Origin of the sequence: Variovorax davisae (assembly GCF_030316845.1) — a bacterium.
GTDB classification, from domain to species: Bacteria; Pseudomonadota; Gammaproteobacteria; order Burkholderiales; family Burkholderiaceae_C; genus Variovorax; species Variovorax davisae.
Genome location: NZ_JASZYS010000003.1, coordinates 359,350 through 373,925, shown reverse-complemented (window position 1 = coordinate 373,925; position 14,576 = coordinate 359,350). Strand labels below are relative to the sequence as shown.

The following is a 14,576-nucleotide window of genomic DNA, read 5'->3' as shown; positions in this document are numbered from 1 at the left end:
TCAGACGTGGCCGAACTTTTCGAGGGCTCGGGCCAGGCTGAGCCCGGACTTGAGCTCGACACGGATCAACCTTTCCTTCTCGGTCAGGCCCTCCGCCGCCAACAGCACGGGCTCCACGTGGGCGGCAGGAATCACGATGGCGCCGTCTTCGTCGGCCAAGATGAAGTCTCCCGGATTCACGGTCACGAACTTGCTCGTCGCGCCGCGCAGCGAGACCGCCACTTGGCAGCCATTGACCTTCCATCGGCCGATCGACTGCACCGGCGTGCGGTAGCGCGCATAGACCGGGTAATCCTGCTCGGCGATCCAGCGGACGTCGCGCACGCCGCCATCGACCAGCGCACCGACGCAGCCGCGTTCCTTCATGCCAATCGCGATCAGCTCGCCGAAGTAGCAGATGCCCTCGCCGTCGCCGCTCCAGACGCTGACTTCGCCTGGCGAGAGGCCCTGGCACGCCGCCATCTTGTCGGCGTCTCCGCCCAGCGGATACTGCGTCATCTGACCGCGAATGGTGTAGGCCCAGCCGGCGAGTCGGCCGGCCAATGCCGGATACGGCGCGAACTCCGGCGCCAAGCCCTGGTCGAGCAATCCACGCTCATCGAGCACGTCTGCCACGTTGGAGGTGTCGACGCGCAAGTAGCGTTGACGGATGTCTTCTTTCTGTTGCGGATTCATGCGTTCTCTTTCTCAAAGTGAATGTCAGATGCTGGGGATCAGTCCGCCGTCGACGCGAATGACCGAACCATTGATGTAAGAGGCCTGTTGGCTCGCCAGGAAGGCAACCACCTGCCCGTATTCCTCGGGCGTGCCGTAGCGCCCGGCGGGAATCGAGGCCGTGCTCTCGCACACGACGTCCTCGACCGGACGGCCCTCGCGTTGCGCCTTGGCGCGGTCGAGCTGGTCGATGCGCGAAGTAGCGATCCGCCCGGGCAGGACCACATTCGCAGTGATGCCTGATGGCCCCAGTTCTCGGGCTATGGTCTTGGACCATCCGACCAGTGCGAGTCGCAGCGCATTCGACAACCCGAGATTCGGGATCGGCGCCACGACGCCCGACGACGTGCTCGTGATGATGCGACCCCAGTGACGCGCCTTCATCGCGGGAACGACGAGGTCGGTCAGCGATATCAGAGAAAGCACCATGCTATCGAAGTGGTCTCGCCAGACCGAAGCAGCGACGCCATTGGCAAGGCTCGGCGGCGGTCCCCCGGAGTTGTTGACCAGCACGTCGACGGCACCCAGTTCTTTTTCGATACGAGCCGCGTGGGCGGGCAACTGGTTGGTGTCGCGCAGGTCCATGCGGACCGTGATGAAGCGCGCTCGTTGTGCGGCGAGTCGCTCGCCGAGCGCGGCAAGAGAGACTTCGTCGACATCGCATGCCGCGATCGCAGCGCCTTCGTTGGCAAGCGTCAATGCAATGGCCGAACCGAGGCCACCGCCAGCGCCAACGACGAGCGCCACTTTGCCTGTCAAACCCAATTCCATTCCGGATCTCCTTCTTCACACGGGGGCTGCGGTACTTGCAGCGGGGCCAATGTAGGTCTGGGGTCTGGATGCGAACAGACTATTTATGTGGCCGCGATGGATTACCTGACGTCATGCACCACCTCGGTCATTCATTCGAATAGGAAACCCGATCTCATTTGGTGCTGCAATGCACGAATGTCATGCATGAAGGGATCAAAGATCGTTTGTCTTCGCCGCATCGCCTCCCTACGATCGCAGCCGTCTTATTCAATTACTGCTGAACGCATTCATGGTCATGACGTCTGACAAACAACGAAGAATTGGCATCGCCGGCCTCGGAACCATCGGCAAGTCGCTCGCTTGCGCGCTGCATCGAGGCATTCCGCACAGCGTGCTCGCGGCGGTGTCGACACGCAGCGTCGAGTCCGCGCGGGATTGGCTGGCAACTCAGGGCATCAAGGTGCCCGTGGTGGCGCTCGATGAACTCGAGAAGCATTGCGACGTGGTCATCGAGTGCGCGCCCGCCGCGATCTTCGAAGACATCGCGCGGCCCGTGCTCGGGGCCGGCAAGCAATTGATCGTGCTGAGCTCGGGCGCGCTGCTCGACCATCCCGAGCTCGTCGACCTTGCTGCGCACACGGGCGGGCGCATCCTTGTGCCCACCGGCGCGCTGCTGGGTCTCGATGCGCTCATTGCGGCTTCCGAAGGGGATGTGCACTCCGTGACGATGGTGACGCGCAAGCCAGTCAAGGGACTGCTGGGCGCACCCTACCTGGCCGAGCACGGCATCGAACTCGAGGGCATCACACAGCCGGTGCGGATCTTTGCCGGTTCAGCACGCGAAGCGATCGCGGGCTTTCCGGCCAACGTCAACGTGGCGGTGGGGCTGTCGCTCGCGGGCATCGGTCCCGATCGAACGACGATGGAGATCTGGGCCGACCCAGGCGTCACTCGGAACACCCACACCATCACGGTCGATTCGGACAGCGCGTCGCTGTCGATGACGATCGCGAACATTCCGAGCGAGAACCCCAAGACGGGTCGGATCACGGCGCGCAGCGCCATTGCATTGCTGCGCAAGATGTCCGCCCCACTTGCCGTCGGCACCTGATCCACGCGGCGGGTCGCGGGTCAAGACTCAGGCGAGCGACGGCAGTTCGTCATCGGCCTGCACGTAGCCCTCAGCGTCTCGGGCCTCATGCATGAGCCAGTCGCGGAAGCGGGCCAGCGGTGAAGTCGGCGCCATGGCTTTGCGCGTCAGCAGGTAGTAGTTGCCAGCGCTGCGGACGTCGGCGGGCAGGGGGCAGACCAGGTCGCCCTGCGCCAGTACGCTCTCTTGCACCACCACAGAGGGCGCGATCGCGATCCCCTTGCTGTCCGCGGCGGCCTTGAGTCCCATAAAGAAATGGCCGAAGTCGAGCTGTCGTCCGCCTTCTCGCAGGGTCACGCCGTGCGCAGCCAACCAGTCGCCCCAGGCGTACTTGCGGCTCGCTGTATGGATCAACGGGTAGTGAAGCAGGTCGGCGGCCGTGGTGATCGGTGCACCCTGCATGAGCAGCTTGCGGGACATCACGGGCACCAGGATGTCTGGCAGCAAGTATTCCGCGTGGACGCCCTTCCAGCTGGTCACCATCTCGAGTTCGATGCGCGGGCGCCTCTGCCCGTAGTCGGCGCCCGGCAGGCAGCCGACGCGCACCGCGGCGTCGAGATCGCCGGCCTGGAAGTTGACTGGCTCGATCGAAGTGAGGAAGCGGATGTCGATATCGGGGTACTGCTCCACGAAACGCGCAAGCTTGGGCATCAGCCACGACGCGCCCAGCGTCGGCATCACGCTGACCGTGAGGATCGCGCGACTGGTGCTGCCCATGGCCTTGGCCGTGGCGCGCTCGATGTCGAGCAGCGCGCGCTGGATGTCGAGGTAGTACTCCTTGCCAACCGCCGTGAGTTCGACGCGGCGCGTGAGGCGCTCGAACAGTTTCTTTCCGATGAACTCCTCGAGGATCCGGATCTGTCGGCTGATCGCGCCCTGGGTCAGGAAAAGTTCGGTCGCTGCGATGGTGAAGGAGCCGTTGCGGGCCGCGGCCTCAAAGGCCCGCAGTGCCACTGCCGGTGGACTTGATCGAGAGGCCACTACATCTCCATGAGTGAGTTTTTGGAATGCATCGTTCTTATCGTTTGTCGGCGAGCTGCGCCGGGCCGTACGATTCTTCTCATGCTCGACGATTCGAGCCTGCGTGCGGCATCGATTTTTCGGCGCCGAATGGATCATTTTGAAAGGTGCAGGATGGCAAGGATAGTGATTGGAATCGGTTCGTCGCACAGCCCGACGTTGCTCATGGAGCCCGACGCCTGGCTCGCGCGCGCTGGTTGGGACGATGTCAAGGTTCACGCCTTGCACGATCTCGATGGCAGCAGGATCAGCTACGAGGAACTGCTCGCCAAGACACCGGCGAGCATGCAGGCCCAGATCGCCTCCGACGTGCTGGCAGCACGGCATCGGCAAAACCAGGCCTCCGTGGTCGAAGTGCGGGAGCGGCTGCGCGCGGCCGAGCCCGACGTCGTGCTGGTGATCGGCGACGACCACAAGGAGGTGTTCCAGGAAGACAACATGCCCGCGCTGTCGGTGTATTGGGGCGAGACCATTCCCTACAAGCCTCAAGGCATGATGAAGTGGAAGTACGACCCCAACCTCAAGGCAGACTCCTGGTATCCGCAGGAAGAGAAAGAGTTTCCGGTCGACGCCACTAACGCGCGCCGGCTCATCGAGGACCTTATGCAGCGCGACTTCGATGTCGCGCATTCGAAGTTCTACAAGCCAGGGCAGGGCATGAGCCATTCGTTCGGCTATGTCTACTACAAGTTGATGGGCGACAAGGTGTTTCCGATCATTCCGGTAAGCATCAACACCTACTACCCGCCGAACCAGATCACGCCGCTGCGCGCCTATCGACTGGGTCAGGCGATTCGCGAGGCGATCCAGGAATGGCCCGACGACCTTCGCGTGGCCGTGGTGGCGACCGGCGGCCTGAGTCACTTCGTGGTGGACGAGAAGTTCGACCGAGAATTCCTCGAACTCATGGGGCGCTCAGACCCGCAGGGCCACGCCGACCTGCCGCTCGAAAAGCTGCAGTCCGGCAACTCGGAGTTCCGCTGCTGGTCGGCGCTGGCCGGCGCGGTCGAGGGCTTGAAGATGGACCTCATCGACTACGTCCCGTGCTATCGCAGTCCGGCCGGCACAGGATGTGCCATGGCCTTCGCAAGCTGGGAATAGAGCGCACGACCAAGAACTTCAAGGACCATTCATGCCAGTCATCCAACGCGGCGAAAGCCGTCTGTACTACGAAGTCCATGGCCCCGAGTCGGCCGCATGCACCCTGGTGTTGCTGCACGGCGTGGGCGGCAATCACGCCAACTGGTTCAACCAGATCTCGGCCTGGCGCGACCGGTTCCGCGTGATCGTTCCCGATGCCCGCGGTTTCGGCAATTCGCTCGATGCCGAAGGCTCGGGGCGCGATGCCTTCCTGACCGACCTAGAGCAGGTATTGGCCGCCGAGGGCGTCGAGCGTTGCGTGCTGATCGGCCAGTCGATGGGCGGAGGGACGGCCATCGACTACGCATGCGCGCATCCGGGCAAAGTCGACGCCCTGGTGCTGGCCGACACGCTTTTCGGGATCCGCTTGACCGACGCATTGCGCGAGGACATGGCCGACGTGACTCGGCGCACCGTTGACCTTTCCCAGCAGGAGCGCGTGCTGGGCGGTACGTTCAGGGCCCGCAACCCGGGGCAGGCGATGCTCTATACAGCGCTGGCCAGCTTCAATCGGGTCAACGTTCGAACGCTCGCCGGCACGCAGCAGGAGCATGCGCTGTCGGAGCTGGCGGCAATTCCGGCACCGATTCTTTTCTTGGTCGGCCAAGAAGATGCACTCTTTCCGCCGGCGATCGTGCGCAAGGTGCACGAACAGGTGGCGGGGTCGCGCTTCATGGAACTGCCCAAGGTCGGCCACTCGGCCTACTTCGAAGCGGCGGACACATTCAACAGCGTGGTGGCGTATTGGCTCGAGGGCGTGACCGGCATTAAGGACCGCGCTACGGAGGCGCCAAGCCCTTGACCACCGAGGCCATCGCCGCATGTGGGCACGAACCACTGGCATCGCCAGCAAGGGAGGCCCTCTCACCCCACGCGCACGTGCCAGAACTCGCGCCGAATGCAGCTTCAAGGGGCAGAGGACCGGAGATCAACGAGATTCAGCTCGAGTTCGAGCCCAAGACGCGCAGAGCAGCCCGGCTTGGCCCTCCTGATTCCCCGTCCAACACGAAGCCGGAAGCCAGCTAGACGGGCCAACCCACCTGCGCAGCGCGATCAAGCGCCGACCTCACCACCAAGCGATGGAACGGCGCGATCATGCGTATGTAGCTGCGACCAAGGCGGTTGTGGCAGTGCACGACCGTCACCGCCCGGAGTTGGCCCGCGGATCTTTGAATCGACAAGCGGAAGTCCAGATGCTTGTCGTCTTCGCCGAGGACGATTTCATCCGGAAGGGTCTCGTAGATTCGAAAAATGCCGACCCGCGGCGTGCTTCCCGCCCCCGCATCGGCTCGCAGAGCGCTCGCGGTCTTGAGTCCGAACATGGAGACGATCGCATCGCGAAGCTTCATCAAGCGCTCGACCCAGGGCGCCTGTCGCTCAAGCGCAAACCGTGCGAGCTTCAGCATGCCCGAGCTCGCGCCCGACGGCAGGTCGATGGCATAGGCATCGGCGAGGAATGCGCCTGGGTAGAGCGCCGCGACAAGAACCTCGGACGGCAAGGCGATAGGGTAAGCGCGCAAAGGAGCCATGGATGTCGACCTTTGGTGGCATTGTGCGCCACGGCGTCTCTGCAGTTGCGCGATGCCACCTTCGAGCAACTCCGAAGCGGCCATTCGGGTGTTCAGACGTGGGCTGCGAAGTGGCTGCATTCCGAATTCCACCAGTTCCGTCCATGGAGATGCAAAAGCTCGTCGTGCTCGCGCAGGGCTGAAAACTTCGATTTCCGCACGGCAGGACCCGCACCGGGGCCGCCCGCTGGCCACGCTGGCTCAGCATGTTGAGGACCACCGGCAAGGCGATCAGGACCGGGCTGAATGCTGCCGCCGCGCGATCCGTCGCTGCGGCGTCCGCCGAGTGCACTGCCGGCGAGAGGCCCATGATGATCTGCTTGGTTGATCGCGCGCCGACGGCGCGCAGGAGTGGCGCTTCGGACGAGGCCAATATCAGGCCATGGGCGGGCCGCCCGCGGAGGACGAAGCCTCCTGCGCGCGCCAGCGACCGACTGCGCGCAGCCACCCCTGTCTGGAGCCTTGGCCTACAACGCTTGGGCTCAAACGCTGATCCGGGCGGCTGCCGCGCGGGAGGATACCTCCGTGAGCCAGTCAGTCGCTCTGCCACTGAGGCTTGTTTCATCTCTTCACCGGAGGCTCTATGGCCAACCCTTCAACAGGCTCGCGCCCGAACAGCGACCCGAGCCGCTCCACTTCGTCACTCGGCACGGGGCCCGAGGCCATCTGGACCACAGGCGCGTCCGCCGCGTTTGAACAAGACCGGCAGGCCGGGCAAGAATCCGAACAGTCTCAGCAGGTTACCGCACAGGGCACCACGTCGCCGCACGGCGGCTCTTCGGACACCCAGCCCGATACCGATGAGGGTTCGTCGATGCGCCGCAGCATGGCCGATGCCGATGCCATCGGGCGCGAGACGTCGAATGCCGCTCAAGACCACCTCCAGGATGCCAAGCGCAAGGCCGGCCGCGTCGCAGACTCCGCCAGGACCTACGCCCGCAATGCGGCCGGCGAGAAGATTCGGGGCCTGAAGGAGCAGGCGGGCGACCTGCGCGTGAAAGGACAGCAACACGTGATGGACGAGCCGATCAAGGCAGTCCTCTGCGCCGCTGCGGGCGGCGCGCTCATCACGGCGTTGCTGCTCGCCCTGTCCGCGCCGCGCCGCTGATCCGCCCGTGCCGGTGAGCCGCACGGTCCAGATCGACTTTCCCGCGCCGGGCAGGGTTCGCGGCGGCGGCTGCTGCGGCCCGCGCAGGCTCTCCGGCGCGCCGACAGCACCGGGCGGAGCTTGGGCGAACGCCCGGCCGCCCAGGCGACGGTTGTCCCCTCGACGTGCACAATCTTCCCGCTATGACTACGCCATCCGCCATTTCGATCGTGGACATGCTTCTCGGCTTGCAGTTCGGCGCTTCTGACGGCCTTGAACGGGACCGCCTCACGCTCGAAGGAGTCAGCTGGGCTGCCGGGGTCGGCGGCGTGCCCGAAATCAGCATCGCCCGGATCGAAGCGACATCGGTGATGCTGCGCAGCGGTCCACACGAGATCCGCGTCGGCCGGGTGGCCGTGCAGGGCCTGCGATGCACACTGGAATCAGCGGAGGGCCGGCTGCGGCTCGGCGTGCTGACGGCGGAACGGGTCGACACCACTGGCCTGAAGCTCTCCGGTCCCCTGGAGATACCGTCGCAGCTCGAGCCGATCGCCGACAGCCTGCGCGAGGCGGGTGCCGCCACGCCGGCCTCGGACCCCTCGGCCGGGGCCACGTTGCCGGACTGGTTCCTCGGCCCGCTGGCCACCGTGGAGGGTAGCATTCGCGGCCACATCGAGGACGCACAGCTTCTTTTCGACGCTGAGGTCACGATTCCCATCCGAGCGGGTCGCATAGATTTCAGGGATGCGACGGTCGAGCACGTCGGTCCGGATTCGCGCATGGGCGTGAGCCGCATGGGCATCTATGTCGATGCACCCAACGGCCGCAGCTACGTCTACCAGTTCGCTGCGGCGCCGGTCAGCGGGGTCGAGTTCGAGCGGCGGGGGATCCCGCTCGGCCCCTTCGTGTCCGACCGCGGCAGAATCGACCTGCAGCCGTTTGCCGAGACGATTCTGAGCGCCGCGGCCCCCCGCGCGGGCCAGGGGCTGACGGGGCAGGCGCTGACCCTGCTGGGGCGCACGTCGCTGGAAGGCGAGATCCGGCTGGGCGACGGCGCGGTGGCGATGCCGGGCACCCGCGCGCAGCTTCAAAGGCGTAGTGCGGGCGACAACACCCTCCGGCTGCGCTCGCCGAAGATGGCCGCGAGCCTGGACGTGGAGATGGCCTCGCTGGCGCTGCGCGAGGCGTACGCGAACTTCGCCGGACTACAGGGCCAATGCGGAACGATCGCCGGCCGGCTGCATGCGAGCCTGCAGGCTTCAGGCGCCGAGAGCCGCTTCGAACTGGAGATCGCGTCGCTTGAGCTGCTCGGACTGCACATCGAGGCGGCACCCTCGGCGCGCGGCGCAAGCCCGGCTTCGATCGCATGAAGGCGGCATGCAGCGCCACCCCCCGGTGTGAGAGAAGAATCGGCGGACCGAACAGGGGCCGAGCCTGCATGGTCAAAGCGCCAATGACTTCCGGTTGCGGGCCCAACGCGCTACGAGCCCACCCGCAAACCAACCGACTGCTGCTGCGAGCGCTGCCAGGAGGGCCGCTTCAATGACTCCGGCAAGGACTCCCCCCACCCCTTGACCGGCGAGGGTGCCATGGGCGGCTTGGCCAAGCCGGCGCTAGATGAGGCGCGGCGAAGAGACGTATCTCCTCATGTTTCTTGGACCAAGCCAAGCGGCCAGAGGAGCGCGAGTTCTACCTCAAGATTGTGGCCCGCGATCGCCGCAACACGGCTCGCCGTGCTCCATCGTCGATCAATAGGCAATGCCTTCGATCGGCTTGGCGCGTCCGCCCGCGGTCGAAGCCTGTCGCAGCGCGTGCGTGATCACGCTCGAGGCGACCGTCGCGAAATAGCGTGCGCCCCATTGTCCGTACCTTGCTTCGTCCTCGGGCGTCAGGGCGATGATGCCGGCGCAGTTGCCGGCACTCGAGACCGCGCGCAGCGCTCGCTCGATCGCTGCTTCGACTGCGGGCGACTTCCAGTCGTTGCCGAAGCCCATCGAATGCGCGAGGTCGTTGGGGCCGACGAAGACCGCATCGACGCCGGGGACCACCGCGATCTCGGCCGCCTGATCCACGGCCTCGGGTGTCTCGATCATCACGATCAGCGCGATCCCCTCGTTGCTTCGCTGCGTGTGGGCGGCGCCGGCGAACGCGCCGTAGCCCGCGGCGCGCGAGCTGAACGCGCTGCCGCGGCGCCCGACGCCCGGGTAACGCACCTGTTGCACCAGGTCGCGCGCCTCGTCGGCGCTTTCGACCATCGGGATCTGCACTGCGCTCGCCCCCATGTCGAGCACGCGCGCGATGTCCTGGCGCAGGCAGCGCACCACGGGCACGATGCCGCTCGCGCGCGCGGCGCGCAGCATGTGTTCGGTGGTCTCGTGGCCTGCGCTGCCGTGCTCGTTGTCGATCACGACGAAGTCGAAGCCGGCATAGCCGCACATCTCGACGATGGCAGCGCTGGGCAGTGAATTGAAGATCGCACGCAAGGGTCGGCCGCTGCGCAGCATGGCCGGCAGGCGCGTGTCGAGAGGATGACGGATGTCCATGGTGTGTGCTTGTCGGGTGGGTCAGTGGATGTCGTCGGCCGCGTGCAGCGCCCGCTCGAGCGCAGCGAGGTCGAAGGAGCCGCTGCGCGCGGCCTTCAGCAACGGCGCCTCCTTGCGCTGGACGAGGTCGATGCAGCCCGGCAGCGCGTGCAGGTGTTCGGGCGCGATCCGGACCGCGCCGTGGCGGTCGGCGTGGACCAGGTCGCCGTTCGCGATGCACAAGCCGAACACTTCGACGGGCTCGCCGATGTCCACCACGTGCACGAAAGCATGCGAAGGGCCGACGCTGCCCGCCAGGATCGGAAAGTCTGGCGCGAGATCGCCGAGGTCGCGCACCGAGCCGTCGGTCAGGACGCCCGCGACGCCCAGCGCCTGATGCACCGCCGAGTTGACCTCGCCCCAGAACGATCCGGTGCCACGGCGCTCGTCGAGGTCCTGCATCACGACGAGGGTCGGCAGGCCCGGCGCCGGCGCGACATGGCGGTAGTAGTCGAGCCGCAGCCGGCGCAGTTCCGCGGCTGGAAGCGGGGAGGGCGCTGCGGCGCGGATGCGCGCGGTGCGCGCGAAGCCGACCATGGGCGCCAGGGGTTGTGGCGCTGCGACCAGCGTGCCGTAGGTAAAGCCCTGCGCGCTGCGGCCGCCCATGGCGAGTTCGAGCGCATTGCAGATCGTCGGCGTGTCGACCGAGCGCAGCTTGCGGATCAGTTCGCTGGTAAGCATCATCAAACTAGTCGACCGTGATGTTGTTGGCCTTGATCAGCTCGGAAAACTTGACGGTCTCCGCCTGGATGAACTTGCGGAATGCCTCCGGCGTCATCGGCTTGGGCGTGAAGCCCTGGCCCGCCAGGCGGCTCGTGACCGCCGGCGATTCGAGCACCGAGACCACTTCCTTGTTGAGCCAGTTCACCACTGCGGGCGGCGTGTTGGCGGGTGCCAGCAGGCCGAGCCAGGTCACGGCCTCGAAGCCGGGCACGCCCGATTCCGCGAGCGTCGGCAGCTCTGGCTGCAGCGGCGAGCGGGCGAGGCTGGTCACGGCGAGCGCCTTGGCCTGGCCGTTCTTCGCGAAGGCGAGCGCCGTCGTCATGTTGTCGAACTGCATGTCGATCTGGTTGCCGGCAAGGTCGACCAGCGACTGGCTGCTGCCCTTGTACGGCACATGCACGGCCTTGGCGCCGATGCGGTTGAGCATCATGAGGGTGGTCAGGTGCTGCGAGGTCCCGTTGCCGCTGGTGCCGTAGGACAGCGCATCCGGCTTGGCCTTGAGCAGCGCGATCAGCTCCTTCACGTTGTGCGCGCCCGACTTGTTGCTGGCGAGCAGCACCAGCGGCGTGCTCGCAAGCTGGGTGACCGGCGCGAAGTCCCTGTCCACGTCGTAGCTGATCTTCTTGAGCAGCGTCGGGTTGACGGACAGCGCGGTCTGGGTGCCGAGCAGCAGCGTGTACCCGTCGGGCTTCGCGCGCGCGACGAATTCGGTGCCGATGCCACCGCCCGCGCCGGCCTTGTTGTCCACCACGACCGCCGTGCCCCAGCGCTTGCCAAGCTCGTCGGCGACCAGACGCGCCACGATGTCGGTGGCGCCGCCGGCCGCGAAGGGCACGACGATCACCACGCGGCCGGTCGCCGGGTAACCACCCGGGCCAGCGGCCGCGGGCGCAGCCTGTGCGATGGCGGCGCCGCCGAACGCCAGCGCCGAAAGTGCCGCGGCCGCACGCCGCAGCAGGGCGCCGCGGGTGAGCGGCGGGAAAGGAGTTCTGTTCTTCATGTCGATGGGTCCGGGTGGGATGGTTTCATTCGGCCTGGATGCCGGCCTCCTGGATCACCTTGCCCCATTTCGCGATTTCGGCGCGCTGGAACGCAGTGAAGGCCTCGGAGGCGCGCCCGTCGGGCTCCACGCCGAGCTTGCGCAGCTTCTCCTGCACATCGGGCAGCGCGACGATCGCAGCGATCTCGCGGCTCAGGCGGTCGACGATCGGCTTCGGCGTTCCTGCCGGCGCGAACACGCCTTGCCACGATTGCATCTCGAAATCGGACACGCCGGCTTCGGCCAGCGTGGGCACGCCCGGCAAGCTGGCCAGGCGCCGGCTCGAGGTCACACCGAGCACCTTCACGCGCTGGCCGTCGATCATCGGCCGCGCCGCCGCGACGGTCTCGAACACCATGTCGATCTGGCCGCCGATCAGGTCCACCATCGCCTGCGAGCCGCCCTTGTAGATGATCTGGCGCATGCGGGTGTGGGTGATGCTCTGGAACAGCTGGCCCGACAGGTGCTGCGAGGTGCCGGCGCCCGCGGTGCCGTAGGTCAGGCTGTCGGGCCTGGCCTTGAGTTCGGCCACGATCTGCGCCACCGAATTGAAGCGGCTGCCCGCCGGTACCACCAGCACATTGCTGACCATGCCGACCAGGTTCACCGGCACGAAGTCGTTGACAGGCTCGTAGCCCAGGTTCTTGCTGAAGAAGGGGTTGACCGCGTGGGTGGTGATGGTGCCGCCCATCAGCGTGTAGCCATCGGGCGCCGAGCGAGCAACCGACTGCGTGCCGACGATGCCCGAGACGCCCGGCTTGTTCTCGATCACCACGGGCTGGCCGATTCGCTCGCCCAGATGCTGCGCCACCAGCCGCGCCACGCCGTCGGAGACGCCGCCGGCCGAGAAGGGCACCACGTACTTGATCGGCTTGGTCGGCCAGGCCGGGGCCTGCTGCGCATGGGCCGAGGCCGGGACGGCGGCCAGCGCCACCAAGGCCAGGCCGGCCACGGCGAATGCGCGGATGCGTGGGATCATCAAAAGTCTCCTGTTCGAATGGATGAAAGATGAAAGAGCGCGGACCGGCTCAACCGGCCGCGCGCACCGAGTCGCGCTCGACGACGCGGCATGGAATCACGACGTTCCGAGGGTGCGTACCCTCGCGCATCTGCTCGTGCAACAGCTCGACGGTGGCCTCGACCATGTCCTCGACGCTCTGCACCACGGTCGTGAGGCGATAGGCGCCCCAGGACGCCTGCGGCACGTCGTCGAAGCCGACCACGCTGACGTCCTCGGGCACGCGCAGGCCGATTTCCTGGCGCAGCACGTCCATCGCGGCGATGGCCATGTGGTCGTTGGCGACGAACACCGCGTCGGGCAGATCGGCGCCGGCGAACAACTCGCGCGTGGCCACTTTCGCGAGCTCGAAGCTGTAGTGGCCAACAGCGCGGCGGAACACCGCGACGCCCGCCGCTTCCAGCACCTCGTTGAAGCCGCGCTCACGCTCCAGGTTGGTCGACGATTTTTCGAGGCCGGCCAGGAAAGCGATGCGGCGATGGCCGCGCGCCAGCAGCAGTTCGGCCACCATCCGGCCGCCGCGATGGTTGTCGGAGGTCACCGAGCTGGTGCTGTGGCGTGCGAATGCGCTGATGTCGGGCACCCGGTTGAACAGCACCACCGGCACGCCCGACTCGGCGCATTGCCGCGCCAGGTCGGGCGACAGCATCGCCGAGGCCATCACGATGCCGTCGACCTGGTACTGCAGGATCTCCGCCAGCACGCCGTCGGTCTCCTCCAGGTCGCTGATGAACATCAGGACGTGGTAGCCCTGCTTCTGCAGGCTTTGAGAGAGTTTTTCGATCACCAGCGGGTAGAACTGGTTCTGCAGGTAGCTCATCACCAGCGCGATGATCCGGCTGCGTCGCGTGATCAGGCTGCGCGCCAGCGCATTGGGCCGATAGCCCAGCGTCTTGGCGGCGGCGAGCACGCGGTTGCGCGTGTCCTCCGACACGCTGGCACCCGGCGTGAAGGTCCGGCTGACGGCCGACTGCGACACCTGCGCGAGCCGTGCCACTTCCTGGGCCGTGGCGCTGGACTTCATGCGGCGCTCCAGCCGCCATCGAGCATCAGCGCGCTGCCGGTCATGAGGCTCGCGGCGTCGCTCGCCAGGAACACGATGGCGCCCGTGATCTCTTCGACCTGGCCCAGCCGGCCCAGTGCGATCCTCGAGGTGACCCAGTCGCGGAAGCTCGCATCCGCGAACATGCCGGCCGTCATCGCGGTCTCGATGAAGGTCGGGCAGACTGTGTTGACGCGGATGCCCGCCGGCCCCAGTTCCCACGCCAAGGCCTTGGTCATGCCTTCCATCGCGTGCTTGCTGGCGCAGTAGAGCGTGCGGCGCGGACTGCCCACCACGCCCATCTGGGACGAGATGTTGATGATCGAGCCCGGCAGGCCGGCCGCCAGCAGCCCGCGCGTCACCGTGCGGGTCACGTAGAAGGCGGCCTTCACGTTGAGGTCGAAGACGGCGTCGATGTCGCTGTCTTCCACCTCCACCAACGGCTTCGGCCGGTTCAGGCCGGCGTTGTTGACGAGGATCTGGAACGGCCCGGCCGCGGTGAGCTTTTCGTTCACCGCCTGTGAATCGGTCACGTCCAGCACCAGGTGGTCGCAGCAACCGCCCTCGGCGCGGATCTGCCGGCAGGCCTCGCGCAGCTCGCTTTCGGAACGCGCGGCAAGGGTCACGGCGGCACCGGCCTGCGCCAGCGCCGCGGCGGCAGCCAGGCCGATGCCGCGCCCGGCGCCGGTCACCAGCGCGCGGCGCCCGTCGATGCGGAAGTTCGGCGCACGCGGCAGCAT

At 66.6% G+C, this 14,576-nt stretch carries 15 protein-coding genes; 5 read left to right on the top strand and 10 right to left on the bottom strand.

Annotated elements, in window-relative coordinates; all coding sequences use genetic code 11:
- Both QTI33_RS09250 and QTI33_RS09245 read right to left on the bottom strand, forming a co-directional pair.
- Positions 1-636 carry an RraA family protein gene (locus QTI33_RS09250; RefSeq protein ID WP_286505496.1) on the bottom strand — a complete coding sequence of 212 codons (636 nt, stop codon included), beginning with the start codon at positions 634-636 and terminating at the stop codon, positions 1-3.
- 63 nt (positions 637-699) lie between these two features.
- Positions 700-1,485, bottom strand: coding sequence for an SDR family oxidoreductase (locus QTI33_RS09245; RefSeq protein ID WP_286505495.1), 786 nt, complete (start codon positions 1,483-1,485; stop codon positions 700-702).
- 277 nt (positions 1,486-1,762) lie between these two features.
- Here QTI33_RS09245 and QTI33_RS09240 point away from each other — a divergent pair, with 277 nt between their 5' ends.
- A complete protein-coding gene (locus tag QTI33_RS09240) occupies positions 1,763-2,578 on the top strand; it encodes an aspartate dehydrogenase (RefSeq protein ID WP_286505494.1) in 816 nt (271 codons plus the stop codon).
- 27 nt (positions 2,579-2,605) lie between these two features.
- Here QTI33_RS09240 and QTI33_RS09235 read toward each other — a convergent pair whose 3' ends face one another.
- Complete coding sequence (locus tag QTI33_RS09235; RefSeq protein ID WP_286505493.1) at positions 2,606-3,571, bottom strand: LysR substrate-binding domain-containing protein; 966 nt, start codon at positions 3,569-3,571, stop codon at positions 2,606-2,608.
- Between the two features lie 108 nt (positions 3,572-3,679).
- Here QTI33_RS09235 and QTI33_RS09230 point away from each other — a divergent pair, with 108 nt between their 5' ends.
- Together QTI33_RS09230 and QTI33_RS09225 are read left to right on the top strand one after the other, a co-directional pair.
- Positions 3,680-4,738 (top strand): DODA-type extradiol aromatic ring-opening family dioxygenase, encoded by a 1,059-nt coding sequence (locus QTI33_RS09230; RefSeq protein WP_286505492.1) that lies wholly within the window; start codon positions 3,680-3,682, stop codon positions 4,736-4,738.
- Between the two features lie 31 nt (positions 4,739-4,769).
- A complete protein-coding gene (locus tag QTI33_RS09225) occupies positions 4,770-5,579 on the top strand; it encodes an alpha/beta fold hydrolase (protein ID WP_286505491.1) in 810 nt (269 codons plus the stop codon).
- 220 nt (positions 5,580-5,799) lie between these two features.
- Here the strand turns inward: QTI33_RS09225 and QTI33_RS09220 are convergent, their stop codons facing one another.
- Complete coding sequence (locus QTI33_RS09220) at positions 5,800-6,306, bottom strand: DUF2867 domain-containing protein (protein WP_286505489.1); 507 nt, start codon at positions 6,304-6,306, stop codon at positions 5,800-5,802.
- A 622-nt stretch (positions 6,307-6,928) separates the two neighbouring features.
- On the opposite strand from QTI33_RS09220, the gene QTI33_RS09215 reads away from it, so the two are divergent.
- A complete protein-coding gene (locus QTI33_RS09215; protein ID WP_286505488.1) occupies positions 6,929-7,453 on the top strand; it encodes a hypothetical protein in 525 nt (174 codons plus the stop codon).
- A gap of 182 nt (positions 7,454-7,635) precedes the next feature.
- Positions 7,636-8,802, top strand: coding sequence for a hypothetical protein (locus tag QTI33_RS09210; protein ID WP_286505487.1), 1,167 nt, complete (start codon positions 7,636-7,638; stop codon positions 8,800-8,802).
- Positions 8,803-9,180: 378 nt separating this feature from the next.
- Here the strand turns inward: QTI33_RS09210 and QTI33_RS09205 are convergent, their stop codons facing one another.
- The 6 genes from QTI33_RS09205 to QTI33_RS09180 are packed head-to-tail and all read right to left on the bottom strand — an operon-like array spanning position 9,181 to position 14,576.
- Positions 9,181-9,975, bottom strand: coding sequence for an HpcH/HpaI aldolase family protein (locus QTI33_RS09205; RefSeq protein ID WP_286505486.1), 795 nt, complete (start codon positions 9,973-9,975; stop codon positions 9,181-9,183).
- Positions 9,976-9,996: 21 nt separating this feature from the next.
- Positions 9,997-10,695, bottom strand: coding sequence for an RraA family protein (locus QTI33_RS09200; RefSeq protein ID WP_286505485.1), 699 nt, complete (start codon positions 10,693-10,695; stop codon positions 9,997-9,999).
- A 7-nt stretch (positions 10,696-10,702) separates the two neighbouring features.
- Positions 10,703-11,737 (bottom strand): Bug family tripartite tricarboxylate transporter substrate binding protein, encoded by a 1,035-nt coding sequence (locus tag QTI33_RS09195; protein WP_286505484.1) that lies wholly within the window; start codon positions 11,735-11,737, stop codon positions 10,703-10,705.
- A gap of 25 nt (positions 11,738-11,762) precedes the next feature.
- Positions 11,763-12,755, bottom strand: coding sequence for a Bug family tripartite tricarboxylate transporter substrate binding protein (locus QTI33_RS09190; RefSeq protein ID WP_286505483.1), 993 nt, complete (start codon positions 12,753-12,755; stop codon positions 11,763-11,765).
- A 49-nt stretch (positions 12,756-12,804) separates the two neighbouring features.
- Entirely contained in the window at positions 12,805-13,818 is a 1,014-nt protein-coding gene (locus QTI33_RS09185; protein ID WP_286505482.1) for a LacI family DNA-binding transcriptional regulator, read from the bottom strand.
- Entirely contained in the window at positions 13,815-14,576 is a 762-nt protein-coding gene (locus QTI33_RS09180) for an SDR family NAD(P)-dependent oxidoreductase (RefSeq protein WP_286505481.1), read from the bottom strand. The genes QTI33_RS09185 and QTI33_RS09180 overlap by 4 nt, the downstream gene beginning before the upstream one ends.